Origin of the sequence: Escherichia sp. WS1265 (genome assembly GCF_046487585.1) — a bacterium.
Taxonomy (GTDB): Bacteria; Pseudomonadota; Gammaproteobacteria; order Enterobacterales; family Enterobacteriaceae; genus Escherichia; species Escherichia coli.
In genome coordinates, this window is sequence record NZ_JBJQJE010000006.1 from 100,140 (window position 1) to 119,044 (window position 18,905).

General features: G+C 50.3%; 20 protein-coding genes. 14 read left to right on the plus strand and 6 right to left on the minus strand.

Annotation, left to right across the window (positions count from 1 at the left end; translation table 11 throughout):
- A complete protein-coding gene (gene puuB, locus ACJHX3_RS08175) occupies positions 1-1,281 on the plus strand; it encodes a gamma-glutamylputrescine oxidase (RefSeq protein ID WP_000134848.1) in 1,281 nt (426 codons plus the stop codon).
- A 37-nt stretch (positions 1,282-1,318) separates the two neighbouring features.
- On the plus strand, positions 1,319-2,584 hold the full coding sequence (gene puuE / locus ACJHX3_RS08180; protein WP_094308114.1) for a 4-aminobutyrate transaminase: 1,266 nt from the start codon (positions 1,319-1,321) through the stop codon (positions 2,582-2,584).
- Positions 2,585-2,703: 119 nt separating this feature from the next.
- Here the strand turns inward: puuE and pspF are convergent, their stop codons facing one another.
- Entirely contained in the window at positions 2,704-3,681 is a 978-nt protein-coding gene (gene pspF, locus ACJHX3_RS08185) for a phage shock protein operon transcriptional activator (RefSeq protein WP_000852835.1), read from the minus strand.
- A gap of 166 nt (positions 3,682-3,847) precedes the next feature.
- Between pspF and pspA the strand changes: the two genes are divergently transcribed.
- From pspA to tyrR, 8 genes are all read left to right on the plus strand, one after another.
- Complete coding sequence (pspA, locus tag ACJHX3_RS08190) at positions 3,848-4,516, plus strand: phage shock protein PspA (protein ID WP_000511025.1); 669 nt, start codon at positions 3,848-3,850, stop codon at positions 4,514-4,516.
- A gap of 53 nt (positions 4,517-4,569) precedes the next feature.
- Positions 4,570-4,794 carry an envelope stress response membrane protein PspB gene (gene pspB, locus ACJHX3_RS08195; RefSeq protein ID WP_001274963.1) on the plus strand — a complete coding sequence of 75 codons (225 nt, stop codon included), beginning with the start codon at positions 4,570-4,572 and terminating at the stop codon, positions 4,792-4,794.
- Positions 4,794-5,153: an envelope stress response membrane protein PspC gene (pspC, locus tag ACJHX3_RS08200; RefSeq protein ID WP_000907387.1), complete on the plus strand. Its 360-nt coding sequence runs from the start codon at positions 4,794-4,796 to the stop codon at positions 5,151-5,153. The genes pspB and pspC overlap by 1 nt, the downstream gene beginning before the upstream one ends.
- 8 nt (positions 5,154-5,161) lie before the next feature.
- Positions 5,162-5,383 carry a phage shock protein PspD gene (gene pspD, locus ACJHX3_RS08205; protein ID WP_001469239.1) on the plus strand — a complete coding sequence of 74 codons (222 nt, stop codon included), beginning with the start codon at positions 5,162-5,164 and terminating at the stop codon, positions 5,381-5,383.
- Between the two features lie 74 nt (positions 5,384-5,457).
- Entirely contained in the window at positions 5,458-5,772 is a 315-nt protein-coding gene (gene pspE / locus ACJHX3_RS08210) for a thiosulfate sulfurtransferase PspE (protein WP_000473128.1), read from the plus strand.
- A gap of 118 nt (positions 5,773-5,890) precedes the next feature.
- Positions 5,891-7,288, plus strand: a complete 1,398-nt coding sequence (locus ACJHX3_RS08215; RefSeq protein ID WP_000825768.1) for a YcjX family protein — start codon at positions 5,891-5,893, stop codon at positions 7,286-7,288.
- Entirely contained in the window at positions 7,285-8,346 is a 1,062-nt protein-coding gene (locus ACJHX3_RS08220; protein ID WP_000138728.1) for a YcjF family protein, read from the plus strand. The genes ACJHX3_RS08215 and ACJHX3_RS08220 overlap by 4 nt, the downstream gene beginning before the upstream one ends.
- Before the next feature lie 147 nt (positions 8,347-8,493).
- Entirely contained in the window at positions 8,494-10,035 is a 1,542-nt protein-coding gene (gene tyrR / locus ACJHX3_RS08225) for a transcriptional regulator TyrR (RefSeq protein WP_001296041.1), read from the plus strand.
- 43 nt (positions 10,036-10,078) lie between these two features.
- Here tyrR and tpx read toward each other — a convergent pair whose 3' ends face one another.
- Positions 10,079-10,585 carry a thiol peroxidase gene (gene tpx / locus ACJHX3_RS08230; protein ID WP_000084380.1) on the minus strand — a complete coding sequence of 169 codons (507 nt, stop codon included), beginning with the start codon at positions 10,583-10,585 and terminating at the stop codon, positions 10,079-10,081.
- 118 nt (positions 10,586-10,703) lie between these two features.
- Here tpx and ycjG point away from each other — a divergent pair, with 118 nt between their 5' ends.
- Positions 10,704-11,669: an L-Ala-D/L-Glu epimerase gene (ycjG, locus tag ACJHX3_RS08235; RefSeq protein ID WP_001469238.1), complete on the plus strand. Its 966-nt coding sequence runs from the start codon at positions 10,704-10,706 to the stop codon at positions 11,667-11,669.
- On the opposite strand, the gene mpaA is transcribed toward ycjG, so the two are convergent.
- The 3 genes from mpaA to ACJHX3_RS08250 form a co-directional block, all read right to left on the minus strand.
- On the minus strand, positions 11,644-12,372 hold the full coding sequence (gene mpaA, locus ACJHX3_RS08240) for a murein tripeptide amidase MpaA (RefSeq protein WP_000219122.1): 729 nt from the start codon (positions 12,370-12,372) through the stop codon (positions 11,644-11,646). The genes ycjG and mpaA overlap by 26 nt on opposite strands.
- Positions 12,373-12,662: 290 nt before the next feature.
- On the minus strand, positions 12,663-13,301 hold the full coding sequence (locus tag ACJHX3_RS08245) for an SDR family oxidoreductase (protein WP_000800181.1): 639 nt from the start codon (positions 13,299-13,301) through the stop codon (positions 12,663-12,665).
- Positions 13,302-13,371: 70 nt separating this feature from the next.
- Positions 13,372-14,292 (minus strand): alpha/beta hydrolase, encoded by a 921-nt coding sequence (locus ACJHX3_RS08250; protein WP_024216688.1) that lies wholly within the window; start codon positions 14,290-14,292, stop codon positions 13,372-13,374.
- A 137-nt stretch (positions 14,293-14,429) separates the two neighbouring features.
- Between ACJHX3_RS08250 and pgrR the strand changes: the two genes are divergently transcribed.
- Positions 14,430-15,329, plus strand: coding sequence for a DNA-binding transcriptional regulator PgrR (pgrR, locus tag ACJHX3_RS08255; RefSeq protein ID WP_094321747.1), 900 nt, complete (start codon positions 14,430-14,432; stop codon positions 15,327-15,329).
- Between the two features lie 336 nt (positions 15,330-15,665).
- Entirely contained in the window at positions 15,666-17,279 is a 1,614-nt protein-coding gene (gene mppA / locus ACJHX3_RS08260; RefSeq protein ID WP_000683027.1) for a murein tripeptide ABC transporter substrate-binding protein MppA, read from the plus strand.
- Between the two features lie 50 nt (positions 17,280-17,329).
- Here the strand turns inward: mppA and ynaI are convergent, their stop codons facing one another.
- Positions 17,330-18,361 carry a low conductance mechanosensitive channel YnaI gene (ynaI, locus tag ACJHX3_RS08265; RefSeq protein ID WP_000559899.1) on the minus strand — a complete coding sequence of 344 codons (1,032 nt, stop codon included), beginning with the start codon at positions 18,359-18,361 and terminating at the stop codon, positions 17,330-17,332.
- Between the two features lie 243 nt (positions 18,362-18,604).
- Here ynaI and ACJHX3_RS08270 point away from each other — a divergent pair, with 243 nt between their 5' ends.
- The gene (locus ACJHX3_RS08270) at positions 18,605-18,862 is read left to right on the plus strand and encodes a DUF2534 family protein (RefSeq protein WP_000605090.1); all 258 of its coding nucleotides are present in this window, start codon (positions 18,605-18,607) and stop codon (positions 18,860-18,862) included.
- Positions 18,863-18,905 lie beyond the last annotated feature (43 nt).

Consider the following 18,905-nt stretch of genomic DNA (forward strand, 5'->3'; position numbering starts at 1 on the left):
ATGACCGAACATACCAGCAGTTATTACGCCGCCAGTGCGAATAAATACGCGCCATTCGACACACTGAATGAGTCGATTTCCTGCGATGTTTGCGTGGTTGGCGGCGGCTATACCGGGCTTTCCTCCGCGCTGCATCTGGCGGAAGCGGGCTTTGACGTGGTGGTTCTTGAAGCCTCACGCATCGGCTTCGGCGCAAGCGGACGCAATGGCGGGCAGCTTGTGAACTCCTACAGCCGCGACATCGACGTGATCGAAAAAAGCTACGGCATGGATACCGCCCGTATGCTCGGCAGCATGATGTTCGAGGGTGGCGAGATCATCCGAGAACGTATCAAACGTTATCAGATTGACTGCGACTATCGCCCCGGCGGCCTGTTTGTGGCGATGAATGATAAACAACTCGCCACACTCGAAGAGCAGAAAGAGAACTGGGAACGCTACGGCAATAAACAGCTGGAGCTGCTGGACGCCAACGCTATTCGCCGCGAGGTCGCCAGCGATCGCTACACTGGTGCGCTGCTGGATCACAGCGGTGGGCATATTCACCCGCTAAACCTCGCCATTGGTGAAGCCGATGCCATCCGCCTGAACGGAGGGCGCGTGTATGAGCTTTCCGCCGTGACGCAGATCCAGCACACCACGCCAGCCGTGGTGCGGACTGCCAATGGTCAGGTGACGGCGAAGTATGTGATTGTCGCCGGGAATGCGTATCTGGGCGATAAAGTAGAGCCGGAACTAGCGAAACGCAGCATGCCGTGCGGCACGCAGGTGATCACCACCGAGCGGCTGTCGGAAGATTTAGCCCGTTCGCTGATCCCGAAAAACTACTGCGTTGAAGACTGTAACTATCTGCTTGATTACTACCGTCTTACCGCCGATAACCGCCTGCTGTACGGCGGCGGCGTGGTCTACGGCGCGCGCGACCCGGATGACGTTGAGCGCCTTGTGGTGCCGAAACTGCTGAAAACCTTCCCGCAGCTGAAGGGCGTGAAAATTGATTACCGCTGGACGGGCAACTTCCTGCTGACCTTGTCGCGCATGCCGCAGTTCGGTCGCCTCGATACCAACATCTACTACATGCAGGGCTACAGCGGCCACGGCGTCACCTGTACCCACCTCGCCGGGCGTTTGATTGCTGAACTGCTGCGCGGTGACGCCGAGCGTTTCGACGCCTTCGCCAATCTGCCGCATTACCCGTTCCCCGGCGGGCGCACGCTGCGCGTTCCGTTTACCGCGATGGGCGCGGCTTATTACAGCCTGCGCGATCGTCTGGGCGTTTAATTTCCGATTAACAGTGAAGAGTCAAAAGGTGTGAAACATGAGCAACAATGAATTCCATCAGCGTCGTCTTTCTGCTACCCCTCGCGGGGTTGGCGTGATGTGTAACTTCTTCGCCCAGTCGGCAGAAAACGCCACGCTGAAGGACGTAGAGGGCAACGAATACATCGATTTCGCCGCAGGCATTGCGGTGCTGAATACCGGGCATCGCCACCCTGATCTGGTCGCGGCGGTGGAGCAGCAATTGCAACAGTTTACCCACACGGCGTATCAGATTGTGCCGTACGAAAGCTACGTCACGCTGGCGGAGAAAATTAACGCCCTTGCCCCGGTGAGCGGGCAGGCTAAAACTGCGTTCTTCACCACCGGTGCGGAAGCGGTTGAGAACGCGGTGAAAATCGCCCGCGCCCATACCGGACGCCCTGGCGTGATTGCGTTTAGCGGCGGCTTCCACGGTCGTACATATATGACCATGGCGCTGACCGGAAAGGTCGCGCCGTACAAAATCGGCTTCGGCCCGTTCCCCGGTTCGGTGTATCACGTACCTTATCCGTCAGATTTACATGGCGTTTCAACGCAGGACTCCCTCGACGCCATCGAACGCTTGTTTAAATCGGACATTGAAGCGAAGCAGGTGGCGGCGATTATTTTCGAACCGGTGCAGGGTGAAGGCGGTTTCAACGTTGCACCAAAAGAGCTGGTTGCCGCCATTCGCCGCCTGTGCGACGAGCACGGCATTGTGATGATTGCCGATGAAGTGCAAAGCGGCTTTGCGCGTACCGGTAAAATGTTTGCCATGGATCATTACGCCGATAAGCCGGGCTTAATGACGATGGCGAAAAGCCTGGCGGGCGGGATGCCGCTTTCGGGCGTGGTCGGTAACGCGAATATTATGGACGCGCCCGCGCCGGGCGGGCTTGGCGGCACCTACGCCGGTAACCCGCTGGCAGTAGCCGCCGCGCATGCTGTGCTCAACATTATCGACAAAGAATCACTCTGCGAACGCGCGAATAAACTGGGCCAGCGTCTGACAAACACGCTGATTGTTGCCAAAGAAAGCGTTCCGGCCATCGCGGCAGTACGCGGTCTGGGGTCTATGATTGCGGTAGAGTTTAACGATCCGCAAACGGGCGAGCCGTCAGCGGCGATTGCACAGAAAATCCAGCAACGCGCGCTGGCGCAGGGGCTGCTCCTGCTGACCTGTGGCGCATACGGCAACGTGATTCGCTTCCTGTATCCGCTGACCATCCCGGATGCGCAATTCGATGAGGCAATGAAAATTTTGCAGGATGCGCTGAGCGATTAATAGCCCAACGCAATAATGTCTGATGCGCTGCGCTTATCAGGCCTGCAAACAACGTATTGATTATGTATGCCGGATAAGGCGTTCACGCCGCATCCGGCAAGTTGTATTGCCCAACTTCGCTAAATCTGGTGCTTTTTCAACAACGCGCGGAACTGATGATAGGTTAACCCAAGTAATTCAGCCGCGCGCTTCTGGTTATATTTCCCTTGTTGCAAACTGAGTTGCAGCAACTCTTTTTCCTGCTGCATCTGAAACTCACGTAAATCCAGCGGCAGCGTTGGAAGCGAGGTGGTTTCTGAAACGGCGATAGCGTCTTCAGGCGGACGCCGTTTAAAGGGATCAATAATAATGTCATCAAGCGGATAATCGCTGGTGCCGTGGCGATACACCGAACGTTCCACCACGTTTTTCAATTCACGAATATTTCCCGGCCAGCGATAATTCAGCAATGTTTCTCTGGCGCGCTCCGTAAACCCCGGGAACAGAGGCAGCTTGATTTCCCGACACATCTGAATGGCAAAGTGTTCTGCCATCAGCATAATGTCGCTTTCGCGCTCGCGCAGGGGCGGCAGTTGCACTACATCGAAAGCCAGCCGGTCGAGCAGGTCAGCGCGAAAAGTACCTTCATTGACCATCGCCGGGAGATCGGCATTCGTCGCGCATACCAACCGCACATTCACCTGCAATGGCTGGCTGCCGCCAACGCGCTCCAGTTCACCGTACTCAATCACGCGCAATAATTTCTCCTGCACCATCATCGGTGCCGTAGCGAGTTCATCAAGAAATAGCGTACCGCCGTCGGCACGTTCAAATCTCCCTGGATGACGTTTTTGCGCACCGGTAAACGCGCCCGCTTCGTGACCAAACAGTTCGGAATCCAGCAGATTTTCATTTAACGCCGCGCAGTTAAGGGAAATAAACGGCCCCTGCCAACGGGAGGAGAGATAATGCAGACGGCTGGCAATCAGCTCTTTACCTGTGCCGCGCTCGCCGATGATGAGCACCGGTTTGTCCAGCGGTGCGAGATGCGAAACCTGTTCCAGCACTTCGAGAAAGCTGTTCGCCTCACCGAGTAAATTATCTTTGTATTCTGCCATGATGAAATTCGCCACTTGTTAGTGTAATTCGCTAACTCATCCTGGCATGTTGCTGTTGATTCTTCAATCAGATCTTTATAAATCAAAAAGATAAAAAATTGGCACGCAAATTGTATTAATAGTTCAGCAGGACAATCCTGAACGCAGAAATCAAGAGGACAACATTATGGGTATTTTTTCTCGCTTTGCCGACATCGTGAATGCCAACATCAACGCTCTGTTAGAGAAAGCGGAAGATCCACAGAAACTGGTGCGTCTGATGATCCAGGAGATGGAAGATACATTGGTTGAAGTGCGTTCTACTTCGGCGCGTGCGCTGGCAGAAAAGAAACAGCTGACTCGCCGTATTGAACAAGCGTCGGCGCGTGAAGTTGAATGGCAGGAAAAAGCCGAACTGGCGCTGCTGAAAGAGAGAGAGGATCTGGCGCGTGCGGCGTTAATTGAAAAACAGAAACTGACCGATCTGATTAAGAGCCTGGAACATGAAGTGACGCTGGTGGACGATACGCTGGCACGCATGAAGAAAGAGATCGGCGAGCTGGAAAACAAATTGAGCGAAACACGCGCTCGCCAGCAGGCATTGATGTTACGCCATCAGGCGGCAAACTCGTCGCGCGATGTGCGTCGTCAGCTGGACAGTGGCAAACTGGATGAAGCAATGGCTCGTTTCGAATCTTTCGAACGTCGAATTGACCAGATGGAAGCGGAAGCAGAAAGCCACAGCTTCGGTAAACAAAAATCGCTGGACGATCAGTTTGCCGAACTGAAAGCCGATGATGCAATCAGCGAGCAACTGGCACAATTAAAAGCCAAAATGAAGCAAGACAATCAATAATAACATCCAGGCGGCGTCCGAACGCGCCGCCGCTCATCGTCTAAGGAGTCCTTATGAGCGCGCTATTTCTGGCTATTCCGTTAACCATTTTTGTGCTGTTTGTTTTACCGATCTGGTTATGGCTGCATTACAGCAATCGTTCTGGTCGCAGTGAATTGTCGCAAAGTGAGCAGCAGCGATTAGCGCAACTGGCTGATGAAGCAAAACGGATGCGCGAACGTATTCAGGCGCTGGAATCTATTCTTGATGCAGAACATCCGAACTGGAGGGATCGCTAATGGCGGGCATTAATCTCAATAAAAAATTATGGCGTATTCCGCAGCAGGGCATGGTACGCGGCGTTTGCGCCGGGATTGCCAACTATTTTGATGTACCGGTAAAACTGGTGCGTATTCTGGTGGTGCTGTCGATTTTCTTCGGTCTGGCGCTGTTTACCCTGGTTGCTTACATCATTTTGTCATTTGCGCTTGATCCAATGCCGGACAACATGGCCTTTGGTGAGCAGCTACCTTCCAGCAGTGAATTGCTGGATGAAGTCGACCGTGAACTGGCGGCAAGTGAAACGCGTTTACGCGAGATGGAACGTTATGTCACTTCCGATACTTTCACGTTACGTAGCCGTTTCCGTCAACTGTGAGGAAAGTTATGAATATTCGCTGGCAACAGGCCGGGCAAAAGGTGAAGCCTGGTTTCAAATTAGCAGGCAAGCTGGTACTTCTTACCGCACTGCGCTATGGCCCGGCGGGTGTAGCTGGCTGGGCGATAAAATCAGTTGCTCGCCGACCACTGAAAATGTTGCTGGCCGTGGCGCTGGAACCGCTGTTAAGTCGGGCTGCCAATAAACTGGCGCAGCGTTATAAAAGGTGAGGGGAGTTTCGCAAAAATTGTTAAAGCTAAGGCATATTATGGATGGCAATTTTCATCCATAGAAGGACGCTTACATGTTTAAAAAAGGCTTACTTGCTCTGACACTGGTGTTTTCACTGCCCGTTTTCGCCGCTGAACACTGGATCGATGTTCGTGTTCCAGAGCAGTATCAGCAAGAGCACGTTCAGGGGGCCATCAATATTCCCCTGAAGGAAGTAAAAGAGCGCATTGCCACCGCCGTTCCGGATAAAAACGACACCGTGAAAGTGTATTGCAATGCCGGACGCCAGTCAGGGCAGGCAAAAGAGATCCTTAGCGAGATGGGATATACCCACGTTGAGAACGCCGGTGGCCTGAAAGACATCGCAATGCCGAAGGTCAAAGGTTAACAAATTACTTATTGAGCGGTGTAAACAACGCCGCTTATTCATTTGATAAATCAAAATTAACCCACATTATTATCTCCAGTATCTAATCCTTTCTACAGCTTTCTGGCACAGGACAGCAATGAAGCGACTTAAAAATGAACTTAATGCGCTGGTGAATCGGGGTGTCGACAGACATCTGCGCCTCGCTGTAACCGGACTTAGCCGCAGCGGCAAAACAGCGTTTATCACCGCGATGGTTAATCAGTTGCTCAATATTCATGCCGGAGCACGTTTGCCGCTTTTAAGTGCGGTGCGTGAAGAGCGCCTGCTGGGCGTAAAACGCATTCCCCAGCGTGACTTTGGCATTCCGCGCTTCACCTATGATGAAGGGTTGGCGCAGTTATATGGCGATCCTCCCGCCTGGCCGACGCCTACGCGCGGCGTCAGTGAAATTCGCCTGGCGTTACGTTTTAAATCGAACGATTCGCTGCTACGCCACTTTAAGGACACCTCCACGCTGTATCTGGAAATTGTGGATTACCCCGGCGAATGGTTGCTCGACCTGCCGATGCTGGCGCAGGACTATTTAAGCTGGTCGCGCCAGATGACGGGCTTACTCAATGGTCAGCGCGGCGAATGGTCGGCGAAATGGCGAATGATGTGCGAAGGGCTGGACCCGCTAGCGCCTGCCGACGAAAACCGGCTGGCAGACATTGCCGCCGCCTGGACCGAGTATCTCCACCACTGCAAACAGCAGGGGTTGCACTTTATTCAGCCTGGGCGCTTTGTCTTGCCGGGAGATATGGCAGGAGCACCCGCGCTGCAATTCTTCCCGTGGCCGGATGTCGATGCCTGGGGCGAGTCCAAACTGGCGCAGGCCGATAAGCATACCAATGCCGGAATGCTGCGCGAGCGGTTTAATTATTACTGCGAGAAAGTGGTGAAGGGGTTCTATAAGAATCATTTTCTGCGCTTTGACCGCCAGATTGTGCTGGTGGATTGCCTGCAGCCTCTCAACAGTGGGCCACAGGCATTTAATGATATGCGTCTGGCGCTGACGCAGCTGATGCAAAGTTTCCACTACGGGCAGCGAACCCTGTTCCGGCGTTTGTTTTCGCCGGTTATCGATAAGCTATTGTTTGCTGCGACTAAAGCAGACCATGTGACCATCGATCAGCACGCCAATATGGTTTCATTACTGCAACAACTGATTCAGGATGCCTGGCAAAATGCAGCGTTCGAAGGGATCAGCATGGACTGCCTGGGGCTGGCGTCAGTTCAGGCGACCACCAGCGGCATTATTGATGTTAACGGTGAGAAAATCCCGGCGCTGCGCGGTAATCGACTCAGCGATGGCGCACCGCTCACTGTTTATCCTGGCGAAGTTCCCGCACGTTTGCCTGGTCAGGCGTTCTGGGATAAGCAAGGCTTCCAGTTTGAGGCGTTTCGTCCGCAGGTGATGGATGTCGACAAACCGCTGCCGCATATTCGTCTTGATGCTGCGCTGGAATTTTTAATAGGAGATAAATTGCGATGACCGAACCGTTAAAACCACGTATTGATTTCGACGGTCCACTGGAGGTCGATCAGAATCCAAAATTCAGGGCGCAGCAGACCTTTGACGAAAATCAGGCGCAAAATTTTGCCCCGGCCACGCTCGACGAAGCGCAGGAAGAAGAGGGGCAAGTTGAAGCGGTGATGGACGCAGCGTTACGTCCGAAACGCAGCCTGTGGCGCAAAATGGTGATGGGCGGGTTGGCTCTGTTTGGCGCAAGCGTTGTCGGGCAGGGCGTGCAGTGGACAATGAACGCCTGGCAAACTCAGGATTGGGTAGCGCTGGGTGGATGTGCCGCTGGGGCATTGATTATCGGCGCTGGCGTAGGTTCTGTGGTAACAGAGTGGCGGCGCTTATGGCGCTTGCGACAGCGCGCCCATGAACGCGACGAAGCGCGCGATTTGTTGCACAGTCACGGCACGGGTAAAGGCCGCGCATTTTGCGAAAAACTGGCGCAGCAGGCGGGCATCGACCAGTCGCATCCGGCACTGCAACGCTGGTATGCCTCAATCCATGAAACGCAAAACGATCGTGAAGTGGTCAGCCTGTATGCTCATCTGGTCCAGCCGGTTTTAGATGCCCAGGCGCGGCGCGAAATCAGCCGTTCGGCGGCGGAATCAACGTTGATGATTGCGGTCAGCCCGCTGGCGCTGGTGGATATGGCGTTTATCGCCTGGCGCAATCTGCGTTTGATTAATCGCATCGCCACGCTGTATGGCATTGAACTGGGATATTACAGCCGTTTGCGCCTGTTTAAGCTGGTATTGCTGAATATCGCTTTCGCCGGAGCCAGCGAACTGGTGCGTGAAGTGGGGATGGACTGGATGTCGCAAGATCTCGCTGCGCGTTTGTCTACCCGGGCAGCTCAGGGGATTGGTGCAGGACTTCTGACGGCACGACTGGGGATTAAAGCTATGGAGCTTTGCCGCCCTCTGCCGTGGATTGACGATGACAAACCTCGCCTCGGGGATTTCCGTCGTCAGCTTATCGGTCAGGTGAAAGAGACGCTGCAAAAAGGCAAAACGCCCAGCGAAAAATAATGCAATATCGGGTGCTGACCGGATATCTTTACGCCGAAGTGCCCGTTTTTCCGTCTTTGTGTCAATGATTGTTGACAGAAACCTTCCTGCTATCCAAATAGTGTCATATCATCATATTAATTGTTCTTTTTTCAGGTGAAGGTTCCCATGCGTCTGGAAGTCTTTTGTGAAGACCGACTCGGTCTGACCCGCGAATTACTCGATCTACTCGTGCTAAGAGGCATTGATTTACGCGGTATTGAGATTGACCCCATTGGGCGAATCTACCTCAATTTTGCTGAACTGGAGTTTGAGAGTTTCAGCAGTCTGATGGCCGAAATACGCCGTATTGCAGGTGTTACCGATGTCCGTACTGTCCCGTGGATGCCTTCTGAACGTGAGCATCTGGCGTTGAGCGCGTTACTGGAAGCGTTGCCTGAACCTGTGCTCTCTGTCGATATGAAAAGCAAAGTGGATATGGCGAACCCGGCGAGCTGTCAGCTTTTTGGGCAAAAATTGGATCGTCTGCGCAACCATACCGCCGCGCAATTGATTAACGGCTTTAATTTTTTACGCTGGCTGGAAAGCGAACCGCAGGATTCCCATAACGAGCATGTCGTTATTAATGGACAGAATTTCCTGATGGAGATTACGCCTGTTTATCTTCAGGATGAAAATGATCAACACGTCCTGACCGGTGCGGTGGTGATGTTGCGATCAACGATTCGTATGGGCCGTCAGTTGCAAAATGTCGCCGCCCAGGACGTCAGCGCCTTTAGTCAAATTGTCGCTGTCAGCCCGAAAATGAAGCATGTTGTCGAACAGGCGCAGAAACTGGCGATGCTAAGCGCGCCGCTGCTGATTACGGGTGATACCGGCACCGGAAAAGATCTCTTTGCGTATGCCTGTCATCAGGCAAGCCCCAGAGCGAGCAAACCTTACCTGGCGCTGAACTGTGCGTCTATACCGGAAGATGCGGTCGAGAGTGAACTGTTTGGTCATGCTCCGGAAGGGAAGAAAGGGTTCTTTGAGCAGGCGAACGGTGGTTCGGTGCTGTTGGATGAAATAGGGGAAATGTCACCACGGATGCAGGCGAAATTACTGCGTTTCCTTAATGATGGCACTTTCCGTCGGGTTGGCGAAGACCATGAGGTGCATGTCGATGTGCGGGTGATTTGCGCTACGCAGAAGAATCTGGTCGAACTGGTGCAAAAAGGCGTGTTCCGTGAAGATCTCTATTATCGTCTGAACGTGTTGACGCTCAATCTGCCGCCGCTACGTGACTGTCCGCAGGACATCATGCCGTTAACAGAGCTGTTCGTCGCCCGCTTTGCCGACGAGCAGGGCGTGCCGCGTCCGAAACTGGCCGCTGACCTGAATACTGTACTTACGCGTTATGCGTGGCCGGGAAATGTGCGGCAGTTAAAGAACGCTATTTATCGCGCACTGACACAACTGGACGGTTATGAGCTGCGTCCACAGGATATTTTGTTACCGGATTATGACGCCGCAACGGTAGCCGTGGGCGAAGATGCGATGGAAGGTTCGCTGGACGAAATCACCAGCCGTTTTGAACGCTCGGTATTAACCCAGCTTTATCGCAATTATCCCAGCACGCGCAAACTGGCAAAACGCCTCGGCGTTTCGCATACCGCGATTGCCAATAAGTTGCGGGAATACGGTCTGAGTCAGAAGAAGAACGAAGAGTAAGCGCGAATATGCCTGATGGTGCAACACCATCAGGCATATTAACTTATGCTTTCAGTACAGCCAGAGCTGCTTCGTAATCCGGCTCGGTGGTGATTTCATCCACCAGCTGGCTGAAAATCACATTGTCATTTTCATCAATAACCACAACGGCACGCGCTGCCAGACCTTTCAGTGGGCCATCAGCAATTGCCACACCGTAGGCTTGCAGAAATTCAGCGTTACGGAAAGTGGAGAGGGTGATAACGTTGTTCAGACCTTCTGCGCCGCAGAAACGAGACTGGGCGAACGGCAGATCGGCAGAGATACACAGCACAACGGTGTTGTCGATCTCGGTTGCCAGTTGGTTAAACTTACGTACTGATGCGGCGCAAACACCGGTATCAATACTCGGGAAAATGTTCAGCACTTTGCGTTTACCCGCAAACTGACCGAGGATGACGTCAGACAGATCTTTTGCCACGAGAGTAAAAGTCTGCGCTTTGCTACCCGCCTGGGGGATGGAGTTGGCGACTGTAACCGGGTTGCCCTGGAAATGAACGGTTTGTGACATGATTATCTTTCCTGTTTACATATAGTTAACGTCACACCTAGTTTATGCTAACTGTCAATAACACAGCAAACGCTATTTGCGCTTAATCCGCAGACCACCGCGACAACAAGGAGTAAACATGAGAACCGTTAAGGTAGTTGAGGAAGCCTGGCCCTTACATACCCCGTTTGTGATTGCCCGGGGAAGTCGCAGTGAAGCGCGCGTGGTGGTGGTTGAACTGGAAGAAGAAGGTATTAAAGGCACCGGTGAATGCACGCCGTATCCGCGTTATGGAGAAAGTGATGCCTCGGTAATGGCGCAAATTATGAGCGTCGTACCGCAATTAGAGAAAGGGCTGACACGGGAGGAGTTGCAAAAAATTCTCCCTGCCGGCGCAGCACGTAATGCGCTGGATTGTGCATTGTGGGATCTGGCGGCGCGAAAACAGCAGCAATCGCTGGCTGATTTGATCGGCATAACGCTTCCCGAGACAGTTATCACTGCACAGACGGTAGTCATCGGTACGCCTGATCAGATGGCCAATAGTGCATCAACACTCTGGCAGGCAGGCGCGAAATTACTGAAAGTGAAGCTGGATAACCATCTTATCAGTGAGCGGATGGTGGCAATTCGCACCGCTGTGCCCGATGCGACGCTGATCGTTGATGCAAATGAATCCTGGCGTGCAGAAGGGTTGGCGGCGCGTTGCCAGCTATTGGCGGATTTAGGCGTTGTGATGCTTGAACAACCGCTTCCTGCGCAGGACGATGCGGCGTTGGAGAATTTTATTCATCCGTTACCGATTTGCGCAGATGAAAGTTGTCATACTCGTAGCAATCTGAAGGCGCTGAAAGGGCGCTATGAGATGGTTAACATTAAGCTTGATAAAACCGGTGGTCTGACGGAAGCGCTGGCGCTGGCGACTGAAGCACGTGCACAAGGTTTTAGTCTGATGCTGGGCTGCATGTTGTGTACCTCTCGTGCCATTAGCGCCGCTTTACCGCTGGTGCCGCAGGTCAGTTTCGCCGATCTTGACGGACCGACCTGGCTGGCGGTAGATGTGGAACCGGCGCTTCAGTTCACGACGGGCGAATTGCATCTTTAGGATGCCAGCGCAGCAAGTTTGCCATCGCAAAGAGATATTTTTCGCTGGCTTCGTCGGAGGAGATGGGCGGAAACTCTGCGGTGATGCAATGCAAGTTGAGATCTGCACACCAACTACCGAAAGAGCCAGGTGTTTCATAACCGACGCTGGTTACCAGAGGCAATTCAAACGCCTGGGCCAGCCATTCGCCTAATTCGCTGTGTCTGGGATCTTCAATACAGGCCAGCGGATCGTGGAATGAGACCACCCAGGCGGGTTGAATGCGGTGTATAAGCTGGCACAGCGCCTGGGTTTCAGGTTCAGAGCCAGGTTTGTCACCTGTCAGCAATACGACATCACGTTCTTCAGCGGCGCTGTTCCAGCGATAAACGGTTTCACCTTCCTTCCAATTCGCCGCCGGAAAGTTTCTGTTTAAATCCACACCATTAGCATTGGCCCGTAACCCCAACTGGCAGCCGTCAGGATTCACACACAGCACCACATGATGACGGCGCAAAGAAGGTGTCAACGTCCGCAGAGCACAGGAGAGCGTGACGACCGAAGAGTTTTCATCACCGTGAGTGCCAGCCAGAATCAAACCACTTTCGCGGCTGGCTGCAGGGGCAGGAAACCAGATTAACGGCGCGCCCAATAATGAACGCCCGTAATGTTCTGTTCCGGGCGGAAATGCGCCGCGTTCGGCGCGTGGGCGGGTTACGGTCATGATCGTCTCTGGTTCAGGAAGTATTACAGGCAGTGTTGTGCAAATTTTGCGGATTATCAAATCCTTTTCTTCAACGCTATGTCATCGATCTTGTATCACTTTTTTGCCGAAAGTTGTTTGCATTTTCATTGATGTGCAGATATTAGAATTGTCGTAATGTTATATACATGGCGTATTTTATTCTTACTGGTTCTACACATGTTAATCGCATCTGATTGATCAGTTCACCTTAATAAGTTTAATAAATCGTACTGCACATAGTACAGTACGAAGGTAGCTATATAATTGATTTACATGAAGAATGGCTTATCGCCATCAGTCCCGGGTTGATTGATGCCTATATTCTCACCAATGTGTTTCTCAGGTTTATCGATGATATCTGTAATTAATGCTGCGACACTCTTACGTGATACGATCGTACCTTTGAATGGTTCATTGCGTGAGGTAAGCTCATAATCAATAATATCTTCATCAGTCAGCCAGGCAGGGCGAAGAATTGTATATTCCAGTCCAGAAGCCTCAATTGCATCCGCAGCCCTGCGGAATGGTTTTAGGGGCTCACCAATAACTGCATTATTCCATTCGCCAAATTTTCCTGGAACTTCATCATAAATACCGAGGGAAAGAACAAAGATCAGACGTTTAACATCACAGGCTTTCATCGCAGCGATCACTGAATTTGCCTGAATATCTAAATCTTCCCCCGTAAGGTTGGCATACACAACATCCTGTCCCTCCATGGCCAGCTTCAGTGCTGCATGATTCAGTACATCCCCCATAATAATCTGGCTATTAGTTGGATAGGGTTTGTGGATTTTTGCTGGCTGACGGGCAAATAAAGTTTGTTTAATGGTTTGTTTATCTGCCAGTTGATTAATCACATGGCGGGCTATCTGACCGCCAGCACCAAGAATCAGTACATTTTTCATGAAACTTTTCCCAGATTATTGGCAGTAATATGCCAGGCCATATCACTATTGCGGATTTGAATATGTTTCATTACAGAGTTTCCTCAAAGAACGGAGCTAATACTGAAATTGCTTCAGCCACATAGACTTTGCCGTCATAAAGATCCATATGGTTTGCGCCTTCAACAATGTGATAGCGTTTATCCTGGCTTGATGCTCGATCGTACAGGTCGTCACTCATCCATTTGCTCCCTGCCTGGCTGCCCGCCACAATCTGTATCGGCTGAGTCAGGTACACTTCCGCCATATGGTAAGCATCATAGGTAATAATCTGGTTAAGGCTGCGCAAAGTAGCGTAACCCGGTGCTGTTGGATACTGCGCGCGAGGGGTGTGGTAATACTCCCAGGCCTGACGCAGTTCTTCGTTCGGCGCATCGGACTCCTTCATTGGTGCCAGTGGCATAGTGGCGTATTCTCCGCTGCTAATATCGCTGGTTCGGGCGTTTGAACCCGCGTCAACGTATGGTAGGGCATCAATAGATTTCACATTGTTTTCCCAACCATTACGGAACATCGAACCAATATTGACCGCACTAACAGTACCGATGGCCTTGATGCGGCGATCCTGAATTGCAGCATTGGCTGTATATCCTGCACCGGCACAAATTCCCATCGCACCAATTCGGCTATTGTCGACATAAGAAAGCGTTGTCAGGTAATCAATCACGGCACTGACGTCTTCAGTACGAATGTATGGGTTTTCTAACTGACGCGGCTCGCCGCCGCTTTCACCTTGATAAGATGCGTCATAAGCAATAGTGACAAATCCCTTTTCCGCCAGTTTTTCGGCATAGGTTCCGGCCGTTTGCTCTTTAACGCCCCCACCTGGGTGAGATACCACAATTGCCGGATACTGACGGGTTTCATCAAATTTTGGAGGGAAATAGATCACTGCAGACAAAGAGATGGTTGGATTATTGCTGTTAGTGAAGCTGACTTGATTATTCATCATTCCGTTCCTCATGGAGTTGTCGGTTCGTTTTAACGGTTGGTGATATCACTATAGATATTGATCATTAAGTTGATTAGACCCAAAATCATGATTAGACCTATCATTTAAATGATTAATAGATTGTATGGAGATACTGAATGAAGCGTGAAGAAATCGCTGATCTGATGGCGTTTGTCGTCGTTGCAGAGGAGCGTAGCTTCACTCGCGCAGCAGCCCGCCTGAGCATGGCGCAGTCAGCTTTAAGCCAGATAGTGCGCCGTATAGAAGAACGATTGGGATTGCGGCTTCTGACGCGAACCACGCGCAGCGTTGTACCCACTGAAGCGGGCGAGCATCTTTTGTCTGTTCTTGGCCCTATGTTGTATGACATAGATTCTGCCCTGACATCCCTGAGCGATCTGCAGAACCGCCCATCCGGGACAATACGTATTACTACTGTAGAACATGCAGCAAAAACGATATTGTTACCAGCTATGCGCACATTCCTGAAATCGCATCCTGAAATTGATATCCAGCTTACCATTGATTATGGTTTGACCGATGTCGTTTCTGAACGTTTTGATGCAGGCGTCCGTCTGGGTGGAGAGATGGATAAAGATATGATCGCCATTCGAATCGGGCCAGATATACCAATGGCTATTGTTGGCTCACCGGATTATTTTTCTCGTCGAAGTGCTCCAACGTCAGTGTCACAATTAATAGATCATCAGGCAATTAATTTGTATCTTCCCACATCGGGTACAGCAAATCGCTGGAGATTAATACGCGGTGGACGTGAAGTTCGTGTTCGCATGGAAGGTCAGCTTTTACTGAATACGATAGACCTGATCATTGATGCTGCAATTGATGGGCATGGATTGGCGTATCTACCTTATGATCAGGTTGAGCGAGCTATTAAAGAAAAAAAACTGATACGTGTTTTGGATAAATTCACACCAGATTTACCCGGTTATCACCTGTACTATCCACACCGTCGACATGCCGGCTCGGCATTCTCATTATTTATAGATAGGCTGAAGTATAAAGGTGCTGTTTAGCACTACTTGCTGATACATTAATTTAATTCTTCTCTTAACGTATTCTCAGTTCTTTTCAACGTTTTGGTTATTTTTTATTCTTCGTACAATGGCGACAGATGCTGATTATGATACCGAAAACGGGTTTGAACGTGCGAAGCCCGAACGTAGTGTTCGGAGTTCTATGTGCTTTACCGCATTTTGGAGACTATTATTTACACTAAATCTGATTTGATATATTGATACTTAAAACATTTGATGCTTCCTTTGTCACTTTTTTGATGGAAGTTGTTTGCATTTCTTTAAGGCGAAACAAATAATTACGCATCAATTTTAATGTCGGTTAGAGGGAAACTTATGAAGCACTCTGTTTCAGTCACGTGTTGTGCGCTGTTGGTCAGCAGCATTTCTCTTTCGTATGCTGCAGAAGTTCCGAGCGGCACAGTACTGGCAGAGAAGCAGGAGCTGGTGCGCCACATTAAAGATGAGCCTGCGTCGCTGGATCCCGCTAAAGCCGTGGGGCTGCCAGAGATTCAGGTCATTCGCGATCTGTTTGAAGGACTGGTGAATCAGAACGAGAAAGGGGAGATTGTCCCCGGCGTTGCGACTCAGTGGAAAAGTAATGACAACCGTATCTGGACTTTTACCCTACGCGATAACGCAAAATGGGCGGATGGCACACCGGTAACGGCGCAAGATTTTGTCTACAGCTGGCAACGTCTGGTGGACCCAAAAACATTGTCGCCATTTGCATGGTTTGCCGCGCTGGCGGGAATTAACAACGCACAGGCGATTATTGATGGTAAAGCTACGCCTGACCAGCTTGGCGTCACCGCAGTTGATGCCCATACTTTGAAAATCCAGCTTGATAAACCGTTGCCGTGGTTTGTGAATTTAACCGCTAACTTTGCCTTCTTCCCGGTGCAAAAAGCCAACGTAGAAAGCAGTAAAGAGTGGACGAAACCCGGAAAACTGATCGGTAATGGCGCTTATGTTCTTAAAGAGCGCGTAGTCAATGAAAAACTGGTCGTGGTACCGAATACCCATTATTGGGATAACGCCAAAACGGTGCTGCAAAAAGTGACCTTCCTGCCAATTAATCAGGAATCCGCAGCCACTAAGCGTTATCTCGCGGGGGATATTGATATCACCGAATCCTTCCCTAAAAATATGTATCAGAAGCTGTTGAAGGATATTCCGGGGCAGGTTTATACGCCGCCGCAGCTTGGGACCTATTATTATGCGTTTAACACGCAAAAAGGGCCGACGGCAGATCAGCGCGTTCGTCTGGCATTAAGTATGACGATAGATCGCCGCCTGATGACCGAAAAAGTATTAGGGACGGGCGAAAAGCCAGCGTGGCATTTTACACCAGATGTTACTGCAGGATTTACGCCGGAACCTTCGCCGTTTGAACAAATGAGTCAGGAAGAACTGAATGCGCAGGCAAAAACTTTGTTGAGCGCAGCTGGTTATGGTCCGCAAAAACCGCTGAAGCTGACGCTTTTGTATAACACTTCAGAAAACCATCAAAAAATTGCGATTGCTGTAGCATCGATGTGGAAAAAGAACCTTGGCGTAGATGTTAAATTGCAGAATCAGGAATGGAAAACCTATATCGATAGCCGTAACACCGGCAATTTTGATGTTATCCGCGCCTCATGGGTAGGGGATTATAATGAACCCTCCACTTTCCTTACGTTGTTAACGTCAACGCATTCAGGGAATATTTCACGCTTTAACAATCCGGCATACGACAAAGTACTGGCCCAGGCATCAACGGAAAATACCGTTAAAGCGCGTAATGCCGATTACAATGCGGCAGAAAAAATTCTCATGGAGCAAGCACCGATTGCACCAATTTATCAATATACCAATGGACGATTAATCAAGCCGTGGCTGAAAGGTTATCCCATTAATAACCCGGAAGATGTGGCGTACAGTCGGACTATGTATATTGTGAAGCATTGATGTGATGGGAACTGGCGTTACCCTTGTGAATAACGCCAGTGATGTCTGATTTAGCGACCCTGGTCCGGCGGTGTAATGTTATCCATATACAGCGTCTGGCTGGGGAAGGCAAAGTCCGCGCCGTGTGACTGTACAATATCGATAATCTTCAAATAAACGTCTTGCTGTGCAGCAAGCCATTCAGCCCATACCGTGGTTTTGGTAAAGCAATAAACCATAATATTCAATGAAGAGTCAGCAAACTGGTTGAAATAAACCAGTAAGGTTTGTCGCTGGTCGATGGCCGGGTGATTTTTCAGCATCTCACGTACGGCTTCGACAATAACGCCCACTTTTGCCGCATCCTCATAACGTAAACCAATGGTCGTGGTAATGCGCCGGTTGGTCATTCGTCCTGGGTTTTCTACGCTGATTGACGAAAACAGCGAGTTCGGTACGTACAACGGACGATTATCAAAAGTCGTAATCTTGGTAATTCGCCAGCCAATTTCCGCTACTGTACCTTCGATATTTCTGTCCGGTGAACGGATCCAGTCGCCAATACTAAAAGGACGGTCGAAATAGAGCATAATCCCGGAAAAGAAGTTACTCAGAATATCTTTACCGGCCATACCGACAGCCAGACCACCAATACCACCAAAGGTCAACAAGCCAGAAAGGCTCATGCCGAAATGTTCGCCATAAAGCAGAACAAGCACCACAATAATGGTGATTTTGATGATACGCGACATAATCCGCGCACTAGTGATATCGCGACCTTTTTTAATCTGCTGTTTTTCAAACTGATTTATCAGCAGAAATAGTTTAATCGTCAGAATAACCGCAATCAGGGACGTACAGATAAAATCGATAACGCCTGGGGTGATAAATTTGAGTTTATAGTTTTCTATAACATAATTAATGATGCTACCAACAGCACTGATAATTATGGTGTAGATTAAAAATTGCACCGCATGGAATAAAAATCCTTTTCTTTTACGATTTCCGCGGCGAAACCAAAAGCTCATCAGAATCAATGCTGCGCAGCTACCGAAAATAATGACCAGATTAAGCGCATTATTTGTAAACAGTTCAGCGATCATTGTTTTATCAGGCTCCTCCAGATAATTGTCGTCATGCCGGAAACCCCTGGCGGGGCTATTTTACCGCGACAATTCATTCAGATCATCAATAGTCAGGGAAGGAAGTAGCAACATTAGCTAACTAATCAATGCGTTGATTGTAAATCCAGCCAAGAGGTGAGGTTTTCAGAGCAGACAACGGTGAAATGTCATGGTATTGTTACGCTTAGGTAACAAGAAATTTGTCTGCACAAGGATTACATCATGATTATGGCGAAACTGAAGTCAGCGAAAGGGAAGAAATTTCTCTTTGGTTTGTTGGCGGTTTTCATTATTGCGGCGTCGGTAGTGACTCGCGCGACCATCGGCGGCGTGATAGAACAGTACAATATTCCGCTGTCTGAGTGGACGACATCAATGTATGTGATTCAGTCATCGATGATTTTTGTTTATAGCCTGGTCTTTACTGTGTTGCTGGCAATCCCGTTGGGAATTTATTTCCTGGGCGGCGAAGAGCAGTAAGTAAAAAATAGGCCCGATAACTCGGGCCTTGTCAGTTATTGAA

Bases quoted from the DNA above. Each gene is read 5' to 3' on its own strand.
- puuE (WP_094308114.1), top strand. From the start codon at position 1,319: ATGAGCAACAATGAATTCCATCAGCGTCGTCTTTCTGCTACCCCTCGC.
- pspF (WP_000852835.1), bottom strand. From the start codon at position 3,681: ATGGCAGAATACAAAGATAATTTACTCGGTGAGGCGAACAGCTTTCTC.
- tyrR (WP_001296041.1), top strand. From the start codon at position 8,494: ATGCGTCTGGAAGTCTTTTGTGAAGACCGACTCGGTCTGACCCGCGAA.
- ACJHX3_RS08245 (WP_000800181.1), bottom strand. From the start codon at position 13,301: ATGAAAAATGTACTGATTCTTGGTGCTGGCGGTCAGATAGCCCGCCAT.
- ACJHX3_RS08250 (WP_024216688.1), bottom strand. From the start codon at position 14,292: ATGATGAATAATCAAGTCAGCTTCACTAACAGCAATAATCCAACCATC.
- pspC (WP_000907387.1), top strand. From the start codon at position 4,794: ATGGCGGGCATTAATCTCAATAAAAAATTATGGCGTATTCCGCAGCAG.
- ynaI (WP_000559899.1), bottom strand. From the start codon at position 18,361: ATGATCGCTGAACTGTTTACAAATAATGCGCTTAATCTGGTCATTATT.
- pspA (WP_000511025.1), top strand. From the start codon at position 3,848: ATGGGTATTTTTTCTCGCTTTGCCGACATCGTGAATGCCAACATCAAC.
- ycjG (WP_001469238.1), top strand. From the start codon at position 10,704: ATGAGAACCGTTAAGGTAGTTGAGGAAGCCTGGCCCTTACATACCCCG.
- ACJHX3_RS08270 (WP_000605090.1), top strand. From the start codon at position 18,605: ATGATTATGGCGAAACTGAAGTCAGCGAAAGGGAAGAAATTTCTCTTT.
- puuB (WP_000134848.1), top strand. From the start codon at position 1: ATGACCGAACATACCAGCAGTTATTACGCCGCCAGTGCGAATAAATAC.
- pspB (WP_001274963.1), top strand. From the start codon at position 4,570: ATGAGCGCGCTATTTCTGGCTATTCCGTTAACCATTTTTGTGCTGTTT.
- ACJHX3_RS08215 (WP_000825768.1), top strand. From the start codon at position 5,891: ATGAAGCGACTTAAAAATGAACTTAATGCGCTGGTGAATCGGGGTGTC.
- mpaA (WP_000219122.1), bottom strand. From the start codon at position 12,372: ATGACCGTAACCCGCCCACGCGCCGAACGCGGCGCATTTCCGCCCGGA.
- pgrR (WP_094321747.1), top strand. From the start codon at position 14,430: ATGAAGCGTGAAGAAATCGCTGATCTGATGGCGTTTGTCGTCGTTGCA.
- tpx (WP_000084380.1), bottom strand. From the start codon at position 10,585: ATGTCACAAACCGTTCATTTCCAGGGCAACCCGGTTACAGTCGCCAAC.
- mppA (WP_000683027.1), top strand. From the start codon at position 15,666: ATGAAGCACTCTGTTTCAGTCACGTGTTGTGCGCTGTTGGTCAGCAGC.
- pspD (WP_001469239.1), top strand. From the start codon at position 5,162: ATGAATATTCGCTGGCAACAGGCCGGGCAAAAGGTGAAGCCTGGTTTC.
- ACJHX3_RS08220 (WP_000138728.1), top strand. From the start codon at position 7,285: ATGACCGAACCGTTAAAACCACGTATTGATTTCGACGGTCCACTGGAG.
- pspE (WP_000473128.1), top strand. From the start codon at position 5,458: ATGTTTAAAAAAGGCTTACTTGCTCTGACACTGGTGTTTTCACTGCCC.